We start from the raw sequence: 17726 nt of genomic DNA, 5'->3' as shown, positions 1-17726 counted from the left end.
TCACTCCAGACCCAGGGTCTCCCTGACCGTGCGCACGACCCCGTTCTCCGTGTTCGACGGTGCCTGGTGGCGGGCGCGCCGTCGCACCTCCGGGTGGGCGTTGGCCATGGCGTAGGACCAGTCGGCAGCGTCGAGCATCTCCAGGTCGTTGAGGTAGTCGCCGAACACCATGGTCTGGGCGGCGGTGATGCCGAGCGCCCGCTGGAGGCTCCGTACGGCTTCGCCCTTGTTGGCCGCGGGGTTCATGACGTCGACCCAGTGCTCGCTGGAGACGACGACCTGGTGGGAGTCGGCGAGCACGCTCAGGGCGGGCGCGGTGGTCTCCTCGGCGCGGCCGAAGTCGAAGAGCGCGACCTTGATCACCTCGTCGTCGACGGCGGAGGCGTCCTCGACGATCTCGTGCCGGTGGTAGTACTTGCGCACCTCGGTCATGAACGCCTCGTCGGACCGCTCCACGTACGCGGACCGCTTGCCGCAGACGACGGCGCCCGCGTCCACGCCCTGGTCCGTGAGCTGCCGCACCGCCTTGACCAGCCAGGAGGCGGTCTCGGGGTCGAGCGGGTCGGAGCTGAGTTCGACGCCGCCGCGGACCACGTAGGTCCCGTTCTCCGCGATGTAGACCATGCCGCCGTCGTCCACGGCGGCGAACTGGTCGGCGAGGGTCGCGTACTGGCGGCCGCTCGCGGGGCAGAAGACGATGCCGCGCTCGTTCAGCTCGGCGAGGAGCGGCCAGAGCGCGTCGGGTATGCGTCCGTCGGCGTCCAGGAGGGTGCCGTCCATGTCGGTGACGACGAGGCGGATGTCCGCCTTGTGGTGCGTGTTCACAATCGATCCTCAGTACGGGTACCCACCCAGTCTAGGTACGTGTCCGGGCTGGTCGCGCCCTTGATCGGAGCGGGCGGGCGGGCCTACCGTGCGGCCATGATCCCCGGCCGCGGCCGCTCACGTCAGGAGTGCTCGATGCATCAGCTCACGGTGGCCGGCGCCGCCCTGCGGTACGACGACGCGGGCCCGGCGGACGGGATCGCGGTCGTCCTCGTGCACGGGCACCCGTTCGACCGGACGCTGTGGCGTCCGCAGGCGGCGGCCCTCGTCGCGGCCGGGTACCGGGTGCTCACGCCGGACCTGCGGGGCTACGGCGCCAGTGACATCACGCCCGGCAGCGTCCTGCTGTCCCGGTTCGCCGACGACGTCGCCGCCCTCCTCGACCACGCCGGCGTCGAGCGCGCGGTGGTCGGCGGTGTCTCCATGGGCGGGCAGATCGCCATGGAGTTCCATCTGCGCCACCCGGGACGGGTCCGCGCCCTCGTCCTGTCCGACACCTCCGCACCCGCCGAGACCGCCGAGGGCAAGGCGTTCCGCAACGCGCTCGCCGACCGGCTCCTCGGGGAGGGCATGGCCGGGTACGCCGACGAGGTCATCGACAAGATGCTGGCCGCCTACAACGTGGCGGCGCTGCCGGACGTCGCCGCCCACGTCCTCGGCATGATGCGCGCCACGGACCCGCGAGGCGCGGCGGCCGCGCTCCGCGGGCGGGCCGAGCGGCCCGACTACCGGGACAGCCTCGCGGCCGCGCGCGTGCCCGCGTTGGTCGTGGTCGGCGCGGACGACGTCTACACGCCGGTCGCCGAGGCCGAGGCGATCGCCGGGCTCGTCCCGGACGCCACGCTCGCCGTCGTCGAGGGGGCAGGACACCTGCCGGGCGCCGAGCGGCCGGAGCGGTTCAACAGCGTGCTGCTCGACTTCCTGCGCGAGCGCTGCCCGACCCCGTGAGACGCTCACCGTAAGACGGGTCCCAGGTGTACGTCTCCCCGGCGCGGACGATCCGCCGCCAGAACGGCCGGACGCGCTCCCGGTCCTCGTCCTGGGCATCTCTGATCCTCATGTGCCCGGGTCCGGCACGCGGCGGTGCCCGGTCAGTCGCCGATCGAGGTGAGCGCGTCCGAGAGCTCGCCCATCATGTCCGTGATCGCCTGCCCCAGCGCGGTCGGGGCGATGAGCACGCCGAGGACGAGAAGGATCAGCATCACAAGGACCGTGTCCCCCCGCTTCCGCGGGGCGACCGGGCGGCGCAGCAGCAGGATGGCGACGATCGCCAGGATCACTGCGACATCGATGGTGACCACGTCTCGGCCCTCCCCAGTCCACCGTGCTCCCCCACTTCTGTGTAGCGTCCCCTCGCTCCCGCCGTCCCGGACTTGCCCGCACTTGGCCCGAACTCTTCCGGAATGCGAACCCTGCCCCGACATCACCGCACTCGCCCGCCACTCCGCTGCCCCCGCACCCCAGCTCTCCGCGCACCGCCGCGCCTTTCGGCCAGCCCGCCCCCGGTCTCACGCCGCACCCCGCCCGACCGGCGGCAGAAGCGGAAGCGTAGGGTCCCCTTCTGTCTTGGACCACCAGGTGGCAGCTCGTGCCACACAGATCAGGAGCTTCGTACCGTGCCCGCACCGTCCACCGCCCCGGCGCCCATCTACGACCGTCTCGTCGACGAGCAGGGTGACGTGCTCGCCGATGTGCGCGAAGCGGCACACCAGACCGAGCGCACCGCGGAGGATGTCCTCGACTTCGACATCCCCCAGGACGCGGCGCGGAACGGCTGAGCGCACGCCGGCTCGCTCCCGCACCTCGCGCACCTCGCGCACCTCGCGCCACGACCGCGTGCACGCCTATTGACGCAAATTCGAACTCGTCGGTAGCTTCAACTGTCAGCGCTGAAATCCCCTGTCTCATCCGGAACTTGGCTGTGCGCCGAGAAGGTTTCGAAGGAGCAACAGATGGCGATTCGCGCGTTCATGAAGCACTGCGCCGCCGTGGCGGTGGCCGCGACCGTGGCGGGCCTCGGCCTCACCGCCCCGGCACAGGCCGCACCGCAGCCCCTGCCGTACGTCGCGCTCGGTGACAGCTACAGCGCCGCGTCCGGCGTCCTCCCGCTCGACCCGTCCGCCAGCCCGCTCTGCGCCCGCTCCACCGCCAACTACCCGCACGTCCTCGCCCAGCGCACCGGCGCCACGCTCAAGGACGTGACCTGCGGCGCGGCCCAGACGAAGGACTACGCCGGAGCGCAGTACCCCGGCGTCCCCCCGCAGCTCGACGCCCTCGGCGCCGACACCCGCCTCGTGACCATGACGATCGGCGGCAACGACAACAACACCTTCATCAGCACCGTCCTGGCCTGCGCCTCCGCGGGCATCGCCACGGCCGGGCAGGGGCATCCGTGCACGACCCTGTACGGGGACACGTTCACCGACGACATCGACAACAAGACGTACCCGGCGGTGAAGGCGGCCCTCCAGGCGACCAGGAACAAGGCGCCGCAGGCGCGCGTCGCGATCCTCGGCTACCCGTGGATCATGCCGCCCACGGCGAAGGCGGGCTGTTTCCTCAAGATGCCGATCGCCTCCGGCGACGTACCGTACGTGCGCGACATCCAGACCCACCTGAACGACGCGGTGCGGCGCGCCGCCGCCGAGACCGGCGCGATCTACGTGGACCTGTCCAAGGCGTCGGAAGGCCACGACGCCTGTCAGTCGGCCGGCACGCGCTGGGTGGAGCCCGCGCTGTTCGGCACGAACTTCGTCCCTGTGCACCCCAACGCCCGCGGCGAAGCGGCGATGGCGGACCTCGCGATCGGCGCCCTCGGCCTGTAGGAGCGACGGCCCGCCGGTGGTGAGCGGCTGCACGCAGACCGTCTCACCATAGATGCCGGTCGAAGAAAGCGGTCACCTGCGCGCGCTGGACCGCGACCGCGCGGGCCGTCGGAATCGTGCCGACCCAGCCGGTCAGCGTCTCCCGGTCCAGGTCCAGCGCCGCGGCGACCGGCGGGAGCAACGTCGCCGCGTCGGTGTACGTGGCGTGCCGGGAGCCGCCGAGGGTGAGCTCGCGACGCCATCCGGTGCTGTGCCGCCACAGCTCGCGCCAGGAGGGCACGGTGGTGCGGTCGTTGCCGTCGCTGCCCATCAGAAGCACCGGGCGGTCCGTGCCCTCGGCCGCGACGGTGGACAAGTGGCCCTCGTCCCGGTCGTCCTGGACGTACGCGAGGACCCCGTCCAGGTCGGCCGCCGCGGCGAGGCGCCGGTCGTCGTGGAGCGCCTGGAGGGCGGCGAAGCCGCCCGCGGACTGGCCGAACGCGCCGACGGGCGCCCGGCGGAGCCGTCCGTCGTCGAAGGCGCGCTCCACCGTGTCCAGGACGGAGCGGAGGTCGGCGACGCGGACCGCAGTGGTCTTCTCCAGGAGGGACGTCACCGCGGCCCCGCCCGCCTTCTGCGCGGCGGCGAACTCCTCGGGCAGCCGGCTCGTCGCCACGCGCCCGTCGGGGAACTCGACGGCCGACACGTCGTAGGGGTGGTCGATCGCGATGACCACGTAGCCGTGCGAGGCGAGTTCGTCGGTCAGGGTGGTGCCGAGCGTGCGCGGGTCGAGGACGCCGGGCGAGTACAGCACCACCGGGTGCGGCGCGGTGCGGGCCAGCGGCGCCGAGCGGTGGGCGAAGGTGCGGGTCGCGGCCCAGTCGACGCGGCCCGCGGGCAGCCCCGCGAAGTTGTTGAGCCGGTCGAAGCCCGCCGCCTCCCGCGCGGTCATCTGAGCGGCGCGCGGGTGCCCGGACACCGAGCGGGCCGGGTAGCGCACGTCCGCCATCACCTCGCGGACCCGGTCGCCCGTCCACGGGTCGCGCCGCGCCCTGTCCACCAGGTGGAGCCGTGTCGTGCCCACGGCGTACGGGCCCGTCGGCGCGGGCAGCCGCAGCCGTACGCGGTCGCTCGCGCGGGCCCGCGTGGCGGCGGCCGCCGGGGTCGCGCCGAGCGCCGACAGAGCGGCGCCGACGGCGAGTACGGAGCGGCGGGCGGGCCGGAAGGGTGCGGTGATCTCGTGATCGTCCATGCGTCCAGGCTGGCCGAGCGGGGGTGCGCCGCACCATCCGGCTGACCCGCCGCGTCGTCGGGGGGCATCCCCCGGCACCGCCGCGCGCACGCCCCTGAACAGCTCACTCCGACAGGAAGCGGCCTTTCCCCCGCCCTACGGTGAGAGCCCAGGCACCTACAGGCGGCAGGGCGGAGACCCGTGAGCGGCGAGCGCAGGAGACGGCACCTCTGGATCGCGGGCGCGGCCACGCTCGGCCTCGCCGGTGCGGGGGCCGGCGCCTGGGCCGCGTTCGGCGGTGACGACGCCCCGCGGACCGGGCCCCTGTCGGCGGCGGAGGTCCGCTCGGCCGCGCACGGTTTCCTCGACGCCTGGGCCGACGGCGACACGGCCGCGGCGGCGGACCGTACGGACGACGCGCGGGCGGCCGGTGCCGCACTGCGCGACTACCGGAAGGGCGCCCACCTCGTGGCGCGTGACCTGCGCCCGGGCGCCGCGGCGGGCGCGCGGGTGCCGTTCTCCGTGAAGGCCGAGTTCGCGTACGAAGGGGCTCGCGCTCCGCTGGCCTACAGGACCGCGCTGACCGTCGTGCGTCGCGCCGGGGACGGGAAGGCCGTCGTGCGCTGGGAGCCGCGGGTGCTGCACCCGGGGCTCGGACAGGGCGAACGGCTGGTGGCGCGGCAGGCCGGGGACGCGCCGGTCCGCGCGCTCGACCGCGACGGCCACACCCTCGACACCCGGGCGCTCTCCTCGCTCGGCCCGCTCGTGGACGGGCTGCGGCGGACGTACGGGAAGACGGCGGGCGGCACGCCGGGGGTCGAGTTGCGGCTCGCGGCGGCGGGCGCGGCCGGTGCGCACGCGAGACCGCCGGGCGGCACGCCGGTGCTCTCCGTCCCCGAGGGCGCGCCCGGACGGCTGCGGACGACGCTCGACGCGCGCGTGCAGAAGGCGGCGGAGCGGGAGGTCGCGCGCCGCGCCGACGCCTCGATCGTGGTGCTCAAGCCGTCGACCGGAGAGATTCTGGCGGTCGCCGACTCGGGCGAAGGCGCGGGGAACAGGGCTCTCGAAGGGCGGCTCGCGCCCGGCTCGACCATGAAGATGATCACTGGCTCGCTGCTCCTGGAGAAGAAGATCGCCGATCCGGACAAGCCGCATCCGTGCCCGAAGACCGCTTCCTACGGCGGCTGGCAGTTCCACAATGTCGACGACTCCGACATCAGCGGCGGCACCTTCCGGGACTGTTTCGCCGCGTCGTGCAACACCGCCTTCGTCTCGCAGGCGGGCAGGCTCGCGGACGACGACCTGTCCCGGCAGGCCCGGGACGTCTTCGGGATCGGCACGGGCTGGTCGGTCGGCGTCGACGCGTTCGACGGGGCGGTGCCGGTCGAGCACGCCGCGTCCAAGGCGGCGTCCCTCATCGGGCAGGCGCGGGTGCGGATGAACCCGCTGACCATGGCCTCGGTCGTCTCGACGGCCCGGACGGGGCGGTTCCGGCAGCCCTATCTCGTCGCGCCCTCGGTCGATCACCGCAGGCTCGCCTCGGCGCGGCGTGCCCTGTCGCCGCGCGCCCACGAACAGCTGCGGGACCTGCTGCACACCACGGCGACGTCCGGCTCCGCGGCGGGCGCCATGGCGGGGCTGCGCGGGGACGTCGGCGCGAAGACCGGCTCCGCCGAGGTGACCGGGCAGGAGAAGCCCAACGGCTGGTTCGCGGCCTGGCGCGGTGACCTCGCCGCGGCGGCGGTGATGGTGCGCGGCGGCCGGGGCGGCGAGACCTCGGGCCCGCTCGTGGCCGCGGTGCTGCGATCGGCCGGCGCGGACATGTCGTCAGGGGGTCGCTGATTCAGCTCCGTGAACATCGCCCAGGCTTGCGGACGGCGGTCGGGCCCCGCGCGAAAGCCCAGGCCATGCTCACGCCAAGGCCGCGTTCGCATCCTCGTATGCTCGGGGGCACGAACGTCGGATCGATCTTGGAGTGACTCGAGTGACCCAGGTGGCGCGACGGCCCAGCCGGGCCGGTACGTGGGACCGCTTCGTGGCATCCGACCCCGGACTGCTGCGGTTGATGGCCGGGCTGCGGACGGTCGCCGCGATCGGCCTCGCCCTCGCGGTGCTCGGCCTGGCCGGGACCCAGGTCACGCACATGGTCGCGGGTGCGATGGCGGCGATGGTCGGCACGTTCGCGATCCGCGAGAAGACGGTGCGCGGGCAGGCGGCGACGCTCGCGCTCGGCCTGCCGATGGCGCTCGTGGCGATGTCGCTGGGCGCGCTCCTGCACAGCCATGTCGTCGCCGGTGACCTGTTCTTCGTCGCACTCATCTTCGCCGCGGTTTACAGTCGCAGATTCGGCGACCGGGGCACCGCGCTCGGCCTGATCGGCTTCCAGGTCTACTTCGTGTCCCTGTTCGTGAACGCGACGGTCAGCCAACTGCCCACGCTCTACGCCACGTTGACGATCGCCTTCGCGTGCAGCGCGATCGCTCGTTTCGTGCTCGTGCCGGAGACGCCGCAGCGCGTCCTCGGGCGACTGCGCGAGGCGTTCCGGGCCCGGCTCGGCCAGCTCGTCACCGCGCAGACCCGCCTTCTCGACGCGCCCCCCGGCGAACTCGACGACGTTCTCGACGATCTGCGCCGCCACACGGCCCGGCTGCACGAGGCGGCCCTGATGATCCAGGCCCGCCTGGAGGACGGCGCCCGCGACGACGCGACCGCCGCGCTGATCCAGCGCCGTGTCGCCGACGCCGAGGTCGCCGCCGAACGCCTCGGGATGCTGCTCCTGAACGCCCGCAGCGCCGAGCGCGCCGACACCCTGACGCTCCACCTGCCGGGCGCCCCGGTCCCGGCGGCCGGTTCACTGCTGCCCCGCGAGGACGAGGCGACGGCCACGCTCCGCCGCGACCTGTCCGCCCTGTACCTGTTGGCGTCGCGCCCCGCCGACGCCAACCGGGGCACCGCCGTCGCCCACGTACGCAACCGGCTGCTCGGCTACCGCGACGAGGAGGCCATCCCGCCGGGCGCCACGCTCGCCGCGCAGGACGTGTTCCGCGGCATCGGTGAGGCGGCCCGTGCCGTGATGGGTCTGCGCCTCGCGCTCGACGGGCCGCAGGACGAGTCCGACGACTCCCCCGCCACGACGCGTTCGCGCGAGGAGTTCGACGCGGAGGACGTGTCGATAACGGCCGAGAAGGAGGCCCCGGCCGCCGAGGAGGCCGAGGACCCCAAGGGGCTCCGGCGGCCCACCACCCGGGCCGCCTTCCAGGTCGCCGTCGGCTCGGCGCTCGCCATCGTCGGCGGCGAGTTCCTCTCCAGCCAGCGCTGGTACTGGGCCGTCCTGACCTGCTGGGTCGTCTTCCTCAACACGGCCTCGACCGGCGAGATCGTCGTCAAGGGCTACCGGCGCCTGCTCGGCACCGTCCTCGGCGTCGTCGCGGGTGTGGTCCTCGCGGGCGCGGTGGGCGACCACACCTGGCTCGCGTTCGTCCTGGTCCTGCTCTGCGTGTTCGCGATGTTCTTCACGGCGCCGCTGTCGTACGCGCTGATGTCGTTCTTCGTGACGGCGATGCTCGGGCTGCTCTACACGCTCCTGAACACCTACAGCTTCGACGTGCTGATCCTGCGCATCGAGGAGACGGCCCTCGGCGCCGCGTGCGGCATCATCGCCGCCGTCCTGATCCTCCCGGTGCGGACCGACAGCCGCACCGACGAACTGCTCGCCACCGTCCTCGAACGCCTCGGTGACGTCGTGGCGGGCGCGGTGAGCCAGCTCAGCGGCGGGCCCGCCGCCGACCTCCTGGACAAGGCGCGGGACCTGGACACCGCCCTCGACGACCTCCGGGGCTCCACCCGGCCCCTGACCCACCCGATCACGCCGCTGCGGGAGCGCCGCCAGACCGTCCGCTATCTGGTGGCGCTCCTGGAGACCTCGGCCTACCACGCCCGTTCCCTCGCGGCCACCGCCGAGCTCGTCCCGTACAGCAAGCGCGTCGGCGCCGACCCGCGCCTCGGCCGGGCCGCGCGGCGCATCGCCCACAACATCGGCGTGCTCGTCGCGCACGTCGATGAGACGGACACGACGGGCACCGTGGAGTCGGGGGCGAGCATCGCCGCGATGCTGGAGACCGACGGCCTCGGCGTCCCGGCCGCGAACACCGTCACCTTCCGCGTCCTGCGTCACCTGCAACGCCTCGACGAAGGCATCACCGGTCTGGCCAGGCCGCTGGGCGTCCCGGTGGGGCCCCGGAAGTGAGGGCTGCTACTGACCGGCCCACCGCTTGATGGTCGCGGTCGCCGCGTCCCGCTGGCCCGCCGGGAGCGCGGAGATCCGGGCGTTGTGGTTGGAGTTCGGCACGACGTACTTGTACGAGTCGCGCTTGCTCGGCCTGAACTGCTCCGCGCTCCACGGGTCGTTCTGCCCGTACACGAACAGCATCCGCTGCGACTCCGTACGCACCCACTTGTCGACGCCCTTGATGACCGCGCCGTCGTAGCCGGTCCGCATGTCGGCGGGCAGCACCGAGTTCGGCTGGTAGATGTCCGGGTAGTGGCGCACGCCCTTGAGGTGCTTGAAGGCGAGGTCCGCCCAGCCGAGCTGGGCCGCTGCCTGCCGGTAGTAGGGGCCCGAGCTGTTGGCGCCGAGGGTGGAGTCCTCGTAGATCGACAGGCCGTGGTCGAGCGACCACTGGTACAGGTCGTCGTCGGAGACGGTCTTCGCGTCGGGGACGGTCGGGCAGTTGTCGATCGAGCCGGACTGCCAGAAGTTCCACACCTGGTCCAGGACGGCGAACTCGTAGGCGCGGTCGGTGGTGCCGAGGGTGTCGGTGAAGGTGTAGCCGGCGTCCCGCGCGGTCTTCTCGAACTCCGGCAGGAGCGCGGAGCGGCGGACGAGCATCTCGCGCTGGACGGCGTCGAGCGCGGTGCGGCACTCCTTCGTGCCGACCGACCCGAAGAAGCGGTCGTACGTGCTGTCGTCTCTGTTGTCCGCGTCGTTCGGGGCGACGTAGGCGACGACGCCGTCGTAGTCGCGCGGGTAGAAGCGGTAGTGGTAGGTGGCGGTCATGCCGCCCTTGCTGCCCCCGGTGGCGAGCCACTTCGAGGCCTTCGCGTACAGGGGACGCACCGCGCGCACGATGGCGTGCTCGTCGGCGGCCTCCTGCTGGACGGTCATCTTCTTCCACGGGGTGCCGCCGGCCGGGACGGACGGGCCGAAGAAGCGGTGCTCGACGCTGAGCTGGTTGGCGTCGAGGAGCGTGGTGGGTTCGCGGGTGGTCGAGGAGAGACCGTAGCCGCCGGTGTAGAAGACGACCGGCTTCGCCGCCGACTTGTGCCAGAGGGTGAAGCGCTGCTGGAAGGTGCCCGCGCGGGGGTGTTCGTGGTCGACCGGCTGGGTGATCGACAGGGAGTAGAGGGGGTAGCCCTCCTTGTCCGTGACACCGGTGACGGTGACGCCGGGTATCGCGCGCAGCTGGTCCTCGAAGGACGCCGCGGCGCGGGTCGCGGCGCTCGCCGGTGCGGCGGTCGCGGCGAGGGCGCCCGCGGTGAGAACGGCGGACAACAGCAGCGTGGGCAGGGTGCGCAGACGCAAGGAAGCCTCCCGGGCCGGGGAATGTGAGGTGGGTCTCGGTGATCGAGACCTTAACCCGAGGCGCCCGGAGCCGAGTTGCGTCACGCGGAAATGACCCGGAGCCGGGCCCCGCCTGTGCGGCGGGGTCCCGGCTCCGGGTGTCGTGTCAGTGGCAGCCGGTCAGAGCTGGCCGGACGCGGCGATGGTGATCTTGGCCGAGGTGGCGCCGGAGCGGGAGCCCAGGGCCTCGATCTTCTTGACGAGCTTCATGCTCTCGTCGTCCGCGACCTCGCCGAAGACGACGTGCTTGCCGTCGAGCCAGTCGGTGACGATGGTCGTGATGAAGAACTGCGAGCCGTTGGTGTTCGCGCCCGCGTTGGCCATGGAGAGCTGGCCCGGCTTGGTGTGCTTGAGCGTGAAGTTCTCGTCGGCGAACTTCTCGCCGTAGATGCTCTTGCCGCCCGTGCCGTTGCCGGCGGTGAAGTCGCCGCCCTGCAGCATGAAGTCCGGGATGACGCGGTGGAAGGAGGAACCGGCGTAGCCGAAGCCCTTCTCGCCCGTGCACAGGGCGCGGAAGTTCTCCGCGGTCTTCGGGACGACGTCCTCGAAGAGGTTGAACGTGATCCGCCCGGCGGGCTCGCCGTTGATCGTGATGTCGAAGTAGGTCTTGATTGCCATGCCGCAATCCTTTCATCACGACCCCCGGATTGCCGATTCGGCCCTGCGATGCGGCCGCACCCGTACACCGTGTGACGCGATTCTCACGGAGGGTGTCAGACGGCGAGCCGGTCCTGGGCCCGCACCCCGTCGTCCAGCGGACGCGTCCCGTACGCCTTGCCGAGTCCGTACGGCGGCATGTCGCCGTAGATGGCCTCGTAGGAGCCGGCCGGGACCACGTAGGTCTCGTGCCAGAGCCCGACGTGGCCCGCGCCCTTGCGCGCGTAGCGGTTGACGCGGGCCCACCAGGGTCGGTGGAGCCGGTCGGACGCGGTGGCGTACGCGAGGAGCTTCTCCTTCGACTCCCAGTACTGGACGACGTAGTACTGGCGCGGGCTCGCGGTGCCCAGGATGTGGTGGAGCAGGCCGAGGCCGCGGTCCTTGCCGAGCTCCCTGAGCATCATGGGCATGGCGCAGAACACCGGGAGCCAGCGGTGCACCGCCCAGAGGTGGTTGACGCGCATACCGATGAGGAAGACGACGACATCGCCCTCGGCGGCCGTGGTCGTCCGGCCCAGCTGTGGTGAGGTTGGCACAACTCCCCCGATCTGTCGGGCAGTTCGTGTGCAGGAGCGCTGACAATGGTTGGATAGTGGCACTTTCCAAGAGGGGGCACAAGGCATGCGGCTTGCGGAGCTGGGCGAGCGCAGCGGGGTACCGGTCGGCACGATCAAGTACTACCTGCGGGAAGGGCTGCTCGCGCCGGGCCGGCGGGTCAGCGCGACGCAGGCGGAGTACGACGGGACGCATCTGCGCCGGCTGAACCTGGTGCGGGCGCTGATCCAGATCGGCCGGGTGCCGGTGGCCACCGCGCGGGAGGTCCTCGCCCATGTCGACGACGCCTCGCTCGGCACGACGATCCGCCTCGGCGCCGCGCTCTGGGCGCTGCCGCATCCGCCGGACGCGCCCGCCGACGACCCCGTCACCGCCGAGGTCACGGCCGTCGTCGACCACCTCCTCGCCACCCTCGGCTGGGAACACGCGCGCGAGATCGGCACCCTGTCCCCCAGCTACCGCTCGCTGGTCACCACCGTCACGACGCTGGCCCGTCTCGGCTACGCGCACGACCCGGAGTCCCTGGCGGTGTACGCGCGCCAGATGGAGCGGGTGGCACAGCACGACATCGAGCGCCTCGAGGCGTTCGACGAGGACGGCGAGAAGGCGGAGGCGGCCGTCGCGTCGGCCGTCCTGTTCGAGCCGGTGCTGCTCGCACTGCGCCGGCTGGCGCAGGAGGAGCACTCCACGCGGCGCTACGGCTTGTGAGAGCGGCGGGCCCGCTGCCTACGATGACGTTCCGGCCCCGGCCGCCCGGCGGTGGCCACGGAACGGGAAGGACCACCGATGATCATTTTCGGAACGCGGGGCTACGTCTTCCAGCTCGCCGTACTCACCCTCGTCTGCGGCAACTGCGGCAACTCCACGGCGCACACCCTGCGCAAGCACGTCACGAAGTTCACGCTGTTCTTCATCCCGCTCTTCCCGGTCTCGACGAAGTTCCGCACGCAGTGCACGCTCTGCGGCGTCGAGCACCAGATCGGCAAGGAGCGGGCGGACGCCATGCTCGCGCGGCCGGCGGCCCCGGCCTCATGAGAAGGCCCCGTCGCCTCACAGGGGGGGAGAGGAGGCGACGGGGCCACAGACTCGAGCGCCCGGGGGGGGTGGGGTGCTGGAGCCGCTCAACCTGCGGGTGCCCCGGTTCGGCCGGGGCATGCACGACTGTCGCGGAATTTTTTCGCGGGTCCCGGCAGCGGCCGCGCGACCGTCGGGCCACGGGGCCGCCGCAGGGCCGACGCGAGGGCGCCGGACCCGCCGACGATGGCCGAAAAACTTCGGTCACGACTGGGTCACGGCGGCCGTCGGCCGGGTTCCGATGGCCGTCCCGGAGGTCTTCGTCGTCGCGGCCGGTCCGGAATCTCCGTGTTTCCGATGCCGGAACGGGCGGCCCGGGAGGTAGCACGCCCCCGCCGCCCGACGGCGACTTCACGACGAAGTCACCGGTGGGGCGGACTATCCGGCTTGTCCGGTCTGCTCGGCGCGCGGCATGACTAGCATGAACGCCGTACGGTCCGGAAGATCGGCGTCCCTTTCGACGCCCGCCGGCCGGACCCGCAGCCGACTCGACCGGTCGGCTCGTCGCTTCCCACTCAAGGACCGAGGGACCCGCGGAATGTCAGTGCCTGCACCCCCCAGCCCGCACGCGATGGCCAAGGCGGAACGCTCCCCGCTCGGCCCGGCGCTCGCCGTGCTCGTGGTGGCGGCGGCCGCCGCCGGCGCCGCCGCGGCCCTCGCCCCGTCGGCCGCCCGCGCCTGGGCGGTGTGGACGGCCGCGGTCGCCTGGGTGTGCCTGGCCGTCGCCGTCGTCGCTGGCACCCTGCTGCTCGCCCGCGCCCGCCGTTCCGGCGCGCGGGCACGGGCCGAACTGGCGCAGGCGCAGGGCCGGCTGACCCAGCAGGCGGCGGAGTCGGCGCAGCTGGTGAACGTGACACTGCCCGGCATCCTGCGCCGGCTGCGGGAGACGGCGGGCACGGGCCCGGTCACGGTGCCCTCCGACCCGCAACTGCGCCGGATACTGGACGAGTTCACGGCCGCCGTCGAGACGTGCGTACGGGAGGCCGCGCATGCCGCGGCGGAGCGTGACGCCGCCCGGGGCGAACTGGAGCGTGCGGGGCGGGAGTTGGAGCGCCTCACCGCGGAAACGTTTCCCGCCGCGGTGGCCCGGCTGCGCGAGGGCTCGTCGGCCGAGACCGTCCTCGCCGAGCTCGACTGGCCGCAGAGCCCGTTCCTGCGCGTCCCTGCCGAGGCGTCCCTGCGTGAACTCGCGCGCAGCGAGCGGGGTTCGGCCGCCGCGCAGGCGGCCTCGGCCAAGGCGCTCAGCCGCGTCCAGGCGAAGTCCGTCAGCATGCTCGCCGACCTGCGCTCCATGCAGGAGCGCCACGGCGAGGAGGTCTTCGGCGACCTGCTGCGCCTGGACCACGCCACGTCCCAGCTCGGCCTGCTGACCGACCGGCTCGCGCTGCTCATGGGCGGCCGCTCCAGCCGCGCCTGGAACAAGCCGATCGTGATGGAGAGCGTGCTGCGCGGCGCCGTCGGCCGGATCTCCGCCTACCAGCGGGTGCGGCTGCACTGCGCCACGGACGCGGCGATCGCGGGGTTCGCGGCCGAGGGCGTCATGCACCTCCTCGCCGAGCTGATGGACAACGCCGCCAACTTCTCGCCGCCCATCGACGAGGTCCACGTCTACGTGGAGGAACGGTCCGCCGGGCTCGTGGTGACCATCGAGGACAGCGGTCTGAAGATGGCCGACGCGGCGATGCGCCGCGCCGAGCAGGCGGTGTCCGGGCAGCTCACCGACCTCGCCTCGCTGCAGGGCACGCGGCTCGGGCTCGCCGTCGTCGGCCGGCTCGCCGCGAAGTACCGCATCGACGTCAACTTCCGCCCCTCCTCGCGCGGCGGCACCGGCGTCGTCGTCCTGCTGCCGCCCCAGCTCCTCGCCCAGCAGCGCGACCTCGTGCACTCCCCCGGCCTGCCCGCGCCGCGCCCGGCCCCGGCGGAGACGCACGAACGCGCCGCCGAACCCACCGCGCTCCCGGGACCGGGCGAACCCCGGCCCGCCGAGCCCGCGTCGGCCACCCCGAACGGGCTGCCGGTACGGCCGCCGGGGCGCACCATGGCCGCCGCCGAACAGCAGCGCGGGCGACAGTCCGAGCAGCCCGCCGCCGACCGGGTCACCCCGCCGGGACGTGACGCGGGCGCCCGCTTCGGCGCCTTCCACCGCGGCCGCAAGGGCAAGGACGCCGACCGCCCCGAATAGGCCGCGCCCCCGCGCCCCCCGACATCTCGTAACCCCCGCTCTACACCGTGAGATTGGAGGCACGGGCGGTCTCCGGCCCAGCCGGACGCAGCGCCGCCCGACCCCGCCATGCAGACCACTGACACCAGCCTGACCTGGCTCCTGGAGAGCCTGCTCCAGCGCACCCCCGGCACCCGGCACGCCCTCGTCCTGTCCCGGGACGGGCTCAAGCTGTGCTGGAGCGAGCACCTCACCCTCGACCAGGCCGACCAGCTCGCGGCGATCTGCTCCGGCATCCAGGCCCTCGCGCAGGGCGCCTCGGTCGAGTTCGGCGACGGGACCGGCGGCGTACGGCACTCGATGACGGAGTTCCACGGCGGCCTGCTGTTCATCGTGGACGCGGGCGAGGGTGCGCACCTGGCGGTCGTCGCCGACGAGGACGCCGACCCGGGCGTGGTCGGCCACCAGATGACGGAGCTGGTCGAGCAGATCGGCGAGCACCTGCGGGCCGAGCCGCGCCAGTCGCCCGCAGGAGGCGGCGCCTCATGACACGGCGGCCGGTGGACACCGGCGACCCGGACCGGCTCTACACGGTCACGGGGGGCCGCAGCCGCGCCGACGACGAGTCGTTCGACCTGGTCACGCTGGTGGTCAGCGAGTGCGAGCCGGTCGCGGGGATGCAGTCCGAGCACGTTCGCATTCTGGAGATGTGCCGGCAGCCGGCCGCCGTCGTCGAGATCGCGGCCGAGCTGAAGCTGCCGATCACGGTCGTCCGGATCCTCCTCGGCGACCTGCTCGCCGGCGGCAAGGTCACCGCCCGGCATCCGCGCGCGGCCGACACCATCGCCTCGCTCCCCGATTCCGACCTTCTCAAGGAGGTGCTCCATGGGCTCCGCAACCTCTGAACTGCCCGCACGCACACCGCTCGGCGCCCTCGCGGACACCGGCCTGAAGATCGTCGTGGTCGGCGGGTTCGGCGTCGGCAAGACGACGCTGGTCCGCTCCGTCAGCGAGATCCGGCCGCTCAACACCGAAGAGGTGATGACGCAGGCCGGGGTCGGCGTCGACGAGACGACCGGCGTGGCGTCGAAGACCACGACCACGGTCGCCTTCGACTTCGGCCGCATCAGCCTCAACGACCGTATGGTCCTGTACTTGTTCGGGGCGCCCGGCCAGGAGCGGTTCTGGTTCCTGTGGGACCGGCTGTTCTCCGGGACGCTCGGCGCGGTCGTCCTCGTCGACACCCGCCGCATGGACGACTCCTGGTACGCGATCGACCGCCTGGAGCACCACGGCACACCGTTCGTGGTCGCGGTCAACCGTTTCGACGACGAGCCCGTGCGCCACTCCCTCGACGAGATACGGCAGGCTCTCGCGCTGCCCGAGCACGTGCCGATGATCGACTGCGACGCCCGGGTCAGATCGTCCGGCAAGGACGTGCTCATCACCCTCGTGGACCACCTCTACGCACTGGCCATGGCCCAGGAGACGACACCGTGACCGAGCAGAGCCCGCTCCCTTCGACCGAGGCCGCCCCCGGCGCCGCACCCCCCGGCTGCCCCGCGCACGCGGGCGCGGTCCCGCTCAGCGGCCTGGAGTACCAGCAGACGCCGTCCCAGCTCTACCGCGCGCTGCGGCGCGAGCACGGCCCGGTCGCGCCGGTGCTGCTCGACGGGGACGTGCCCGCGTGGCTGGTACTCGGCTACTCCGAGGTGAGCTACGTGACCGCGCACGACGAGCTGTTCGCGCGGGACTCGCGGCGCTGGAACCAGTGGGAGCACATCCCCGCGGACTGGCCGCTCCTCCCGTTCGTCGGCTACCAGCCCTCGGTGCTGTTCACCGAGGGCGCCGAGCACCGGCGGCGCGCGGGCGTGATCACGAACGCCCTCGAACAGGTCGACCAGTTCGAGCTGGCCAGGGAGTGCGCGCTCATCGCCGACCGGCTGATCTCCGGGTTCGCGGGCAGCGGCCAGGCCGAGCTGATGGACGCGTTCGCACACCCCCTCGCGATGCTCGCCGCGGTGCGGATGTGCGGGATGCCGCTCTCGGGCACGGAGACCCAGGATCTGGTCGACGACCTGAAGATCTCCCTCGACGCGGCCGAGGGCGACGACCCCGTGGCCGCGTACGTGCGCGTCGGCGAGCGCATTCAGCAGCTCGTGAAGGAGAAGCGGGAGCGGCCCGGCGCCGACGTCACCTCGCGGATGATCCAGGACCCGGCGGGGCTGACCGACGAGGAGATCGTGCAGGACCTGATCTCGGTGATCGCCGCGGCCCAGCAGCCCACGGCCAACTGGATCTGCAACACGCTGCGCCTGCTCCTCACGGACGAGCGGTTCGCCCTGAACGTGTCGGGCGGCCGGCTCAGCGTCGGCGAGGCGCTCAACGAGGTGCTGTGGCTCGACACCCCGACGCAGAACTTCATCGGCCGCTGGGCCGTGCGCGACACGCAGCTCGGCGGGCGGCAGATCCGCGCGGGTGACTGTCTGGTCCTCGGGCTCGCCGCCGCCAACACCGACCCGCAGATCTGGCCGGAGTCCCACGTGGGCGCGGAGAACGCGGCGCACCTGTCGTTCAGCAACGGCGAGCACCGCTGCCCGTACCCGGCTCCGCTCCTTGCCGACGTCATCGCCCGTACGGCGGTGGAGACGCTCCTGGACCGGCTGCCGGACATCGTCCTGGCGGTGGACCCGGCGGAGCTGAGGTGGCGGCCCTCGATCTGGATGCGGGGCCTCACGGAGCTGCCGGTCAGCTTCACACCGGTCGTGCAGTAGCACGTCGTGCGGTAGCCGGGCGTGC

General features: G+C 72.8%; 18 protein-coding genes. 12 read left to right on the top strand and 6 right to left on the bottom strand.

The annotated features are described in order from the left end of the window. A complete protein-coding gene (locus tag ACH4RC_RS31045) occupies positions 1-825 on the bottom strand; it encodes a Cof-type HAD-IIB family hydrolase (RefSeq protein WP_398206778.1) in 825 nt (274 codons plus the stop codon). 135 nt (positions 826-960) lie between these two features. Between ACH4RC_RS31045 and ACH4RC_RS31040 the strand changes: the two genes are divergently transcribed. Beyond that, on the top strand, positions 961-1773 hold the full coding sequence (locus ACH4RC_RS31040) for an alpha/beta fold hydrolase (RefSeq protein ID WP_398206776.1): 813 nt from the start codon (positions 961-963) through the stop codon (positions 1771-1773). A gap of 143 nt (positions 1774-1916) precedes the next feature. Here the strand turns inward: ACH4RC_RS31040 and ACH4RC_RS31035 are convergent, their stop codons facing one another. Then, positions 1917-2126, bottom strand: coding sequence for a hypothetical protein (locus ACH4RC_RS31035; protein WP_398206774.1), 210 nt, complete (start codon positions 2124-2126; stop codon positions 1917-1919). Between the two features lie 315 nt (positions 2127-2441). On the opposite strand from ACH4RC_RS31035, the gene ACH4RC_RS31030 reads away from it, so the two are divergent. Further along, positions 2442-2603 (top strand): hypothetical protein, encoded by a 162-nt coding sequence (locus ACH4RC_RS31030; protein ID WP_398206772.1) that lies wholly within the window; start codon positions 2442-2444, stop codon positions 2601-2603. Positions 2604-2777: 174 nt separating this feature from the next. Further along, on the top strand, positions 2778-3650 hold the full coding sequence (locus ACH4RC_RS31025; protein ID WP_398206770.1) for an SGNH/GDSL hydrolase family protein: 873 nt from the start codon (positions 2778-2780) through the stop codon (positions 3648-3650). 43 nt (positions 3651-3693) lie between these two features. Here the strand turns inward: ACH4RC_RS31025 and ACH4RC_RS31020 are convergent, their stop codons facing one another. Then, positions 3694-4881 carry an alpha/beta hydrolase family protein gene (locus ACH4RC_RS31020; RefSeq protein WP_398206768.1) on the bottom strand — a complete coding sequence of 396 codons (1188 nt, stop codon included), beginning with the start codon at positions 4879-4881 and terminating at the stop codon, positions 3694-3696. Positions 4882-5061: 180 nt separating this feature from the next. Here ACH4RC_RS31020 and ACH4RC_RS31015 point away from each other — a divergent pair, with 180 nt between their 5' ends. Both ACH4RC_RS31015 and ACH4RC_RS31010 read left to right on the top strand, forming a co-directional pair. After that, positions 5062-6702 carry a penicillin-binding transpeptidase domain-containing protein gene (locus tag ACH4RC_RS31015; protein WP_398206766.1) on the top strand — a complete coding sequence of 547 codons (1641 nt, stop codon included), beginning with the start codon at positions 5062-5064 and terminating at the stop codon, positions 6700-6702. 223 nt (positions 6703-6925) lie between these two features. Beyond that, positions 6926-9106, top strand: a complete 2181-nt coding sequence (locus ACH4RC_RS31010; RefSeq protein WP_398207027.1) for an FUSC family protein — start codon at positions 6926-6928, stop codon at positions 9104-9106. Positions 9107-9112: 6 nt separating this feature from the next. On the opposite strand, the gene ACH4RC_RS31005 is transcribed toward ACH4RC_RS31010, so the two are convergent. From ACH4RC_RS31005 to ACH4RC_RS30995, 3 genes are all read right to left on the bottom strand, one after another. Then, positions 9113-10441: a S28 family serine protease gene (locus tag ACH4RC_RS31005; RefSeq protein ID WP_398206764.1), complete on the bottom strand. Its 1329-nt coding sequence runs from the start codon at positions 10439-10441 to the stop codon at positions 9113-9115. Between the two features lie 159 nt (positions 10442-10600). Further along, a complete protein-coding gene (locus ACH4RC_RS31000) occupies positions 10601-11098 on the bottom strand; it encodes a peptidylprolyl isomerase (protein WP_398206762.1) in 498 nt (165 codons plus the stop codon). A gap of 95 nt (positions 11099-11193) precedes the next feature. After that, positions 11194-11673 (bottom strand): DUF4188 domain-containing protein, encoded by a 480-nt coding sequence (locus ACH4RC_RS30995; protein ID WP_398206760.1) that lies wholly within the window; start codon positions 11671-11673, stop codon positions 11194-11196. 85 nt (positions 11674-11758) lie between these two features. Here ACH4RC_RS30995 and ACH4RC_RS30990 point away from each other — a divergent pair, with 85 nt between their 5' ends. The 7 genes from ACH4RC_RS30990 to ACH4RC_RS30960 all read left to right on the top strand — a co-directional run bounded on the left by ACH4RC_RS30990 (position 11759) and on the right by ACH4RC_RS30960 (position 17701). Further along, the gene (locus ACH4RC_RS30990) at positions 11759-12400 is read left to right on the top strand and encodes a MerR family transcriptional regulator (RefSeq protein WP_398206758.1); all 642 of its coding nucleotides are present in this window, start codon (positions 11759-11761) and stop codon (positions 12398-12400) included. Between the two features lie 78 nt (positions 12401-12478). Beyond that, positions 12479-12727, top strand: a complete 249-nt coding sequence (locus ACH4RC_RS30985) for a zinc-ribbon domain-containing protein (protein WP_398206756.1) — start codon at positions 12479-12481, stop codon at positions 12725-12727. A gap of 577 nt (positions 12728-13304) precedes the next feature. Beyond that, positions 13305-14948, top strand: a complete 1644-nt coding sequence (locus ACH4RC_RS30980; protein WP_398206754.1) for an ATP-binding protein — start codon at positions 13305-13307, stop codon at positions 14946-14948. Between the two features lie 108 nt (positions 14949-15056). Continuing rightward, a complete protein-coding gene (locus ACH4RC_RS30975) occupies positions 15057-15476 on the top strand; it encodes a roadblock/LC7 domain-containing protein (protein ID WP_398206752.1) in 420 nt (139 codons plus the stop codon). Further along, on the top strand, positions 15473-15832 hold the full coding sequence (locus ACH4RC_RS30970) for a DUF742 domain-containing protein (protein WP_398206750.1): 360 nt from the start codon (positions 15473-15475) through the stop codon (positions 15830-15832). The genes ACH4RC_RS30975 and ACH4RC_RS30970 overlap by 4 nt, the downstream gene beginning before the upstream one ends. Beyond that, positions 15813-16427, top strand: a complete 615-nt coding sequence (locus tag ACH4RC_RS30965) for a GTP-binding protein (protein ID WP_398206748.1) — start codon at positions 15813-15815, stop codon at positions 16425-16427. The genes ACH4RC_RS30970 and ACH4RC_RS30965 overlap by 20 nt, the downstream gene beginning before the upstream one ends. Then, positions 16424-17701, top strand: coding sequence for a cytochrome P450 (locus tag ACH4RC_RS30960; protein WP_398206746.1), 1278 nt, complete (start codon positions 16424-16426; stop codon positions 17699-17701). The genes ACH4RC_RS30965 and ACH4RC_RS30960 overlap by 4 nt, the downstream gene beginning before the upstream one ends. Positions 17702-17726 lie beyond the last annotated feature (25 nt).

Origin of the sequence: Streptomyces sp. NPDC016845 (assembly GCF_044332585.1) — a bacterium.
GTDB lineage: Bacteria > Actinomycetota > Actinomycetes > Streptomycetales > Streptomycetaceae > Streptomyces.
This window is presented reverse-complemented; position numbering and strand designations above follow the sequence as displayed.

What these genes read in the sequence shown, in the direction of transcription:
- ACH4RC_RS30985 (WP_398206756.1), top strand. Translation starts at nt 12,479, where the DNA reads ATGATCATTTTCGGAACGCGGGGCTACGTCTTCCAGCTCGCCGTACTC.
- ACH4RC_RS31020 (WP_398206768.1), bottom strand. Translation starts at nt 4,881, where the DNA reads ATGGACGATCACGAGATCACCGCACCCTTCCGGCCCGCCCGCCGCTCC.
- ACH4RC_RS31040 (WP_398206776.1), top strand. Translation starts at nt 961, where the DNA reads ATGCATCAGCTCACGGTGGCCGGCGCCGCCCTGCGGTACGACGACGCG.
- ACH4RC_RS30965 (WP_398206748.1), top strand. Translation starts at nt 15,813, where the DNA reads ATGGGCTCCGCAACCTCTGAACTGCCCGCACGCACACCGCTCGGCGCC.
- ACH4RC_RS31010 (WP_398207027.1), top strand. Translation starts at nt 6,926, where the DNA reads ATGGCCGGGCTGCGGACGGTCGCCGCGATCGGCCTCGCCCTCGCGGTG.
- ACH4RC_RS31000 (WP_398206762.1), bottom strand. Translation starts at nt 11,098, where the DNA reads ATGGCAATCAAGACCTACTTCGACATCACGATCAACGGCGAGCCCGCC.
- ACH4RC_RS31025 (WP_398206770.1), top strand. Translation starts at nt 2,778, where the DNA reads ATGGCGATTCGCGCGTTCATGAAGCACTGCGCCGCCGTGGCGGTGGCC.
- ACH4RC_RS30980 (WP_398206754.1), top strand. Translation starts at nt 13,305, where the DNA reads ATGTCAGTGCCTGCACCCCCCAGCCCGCACGCGATGGCCAAGGCGGAA.
- ACH4RC_RS30975 (WP_398206752.1), top strand. Translation starts at nt 15,057, where the DNA reads ATGCAGACCACTGACACCAGCCTGACCTGGCTCCTGGAGAGCCTGCTC.
- ACH4RC_RS30970 (WP_398206750.1), top strand. Translation starts at nt 15,473, where the DNA reads ATGACACGGCGGCCGGTGGACACCGGCGACCCGGACCGGCTCTACACG.
- ACH4RC_RS30990 (WP_398206758.1), top strand. Translation starts at nt 11,759, where the DNA reads ATGCGGCTTGCGGAGCTGGGCGAGCGCAGCGGGGTACCGGTCGGCACG.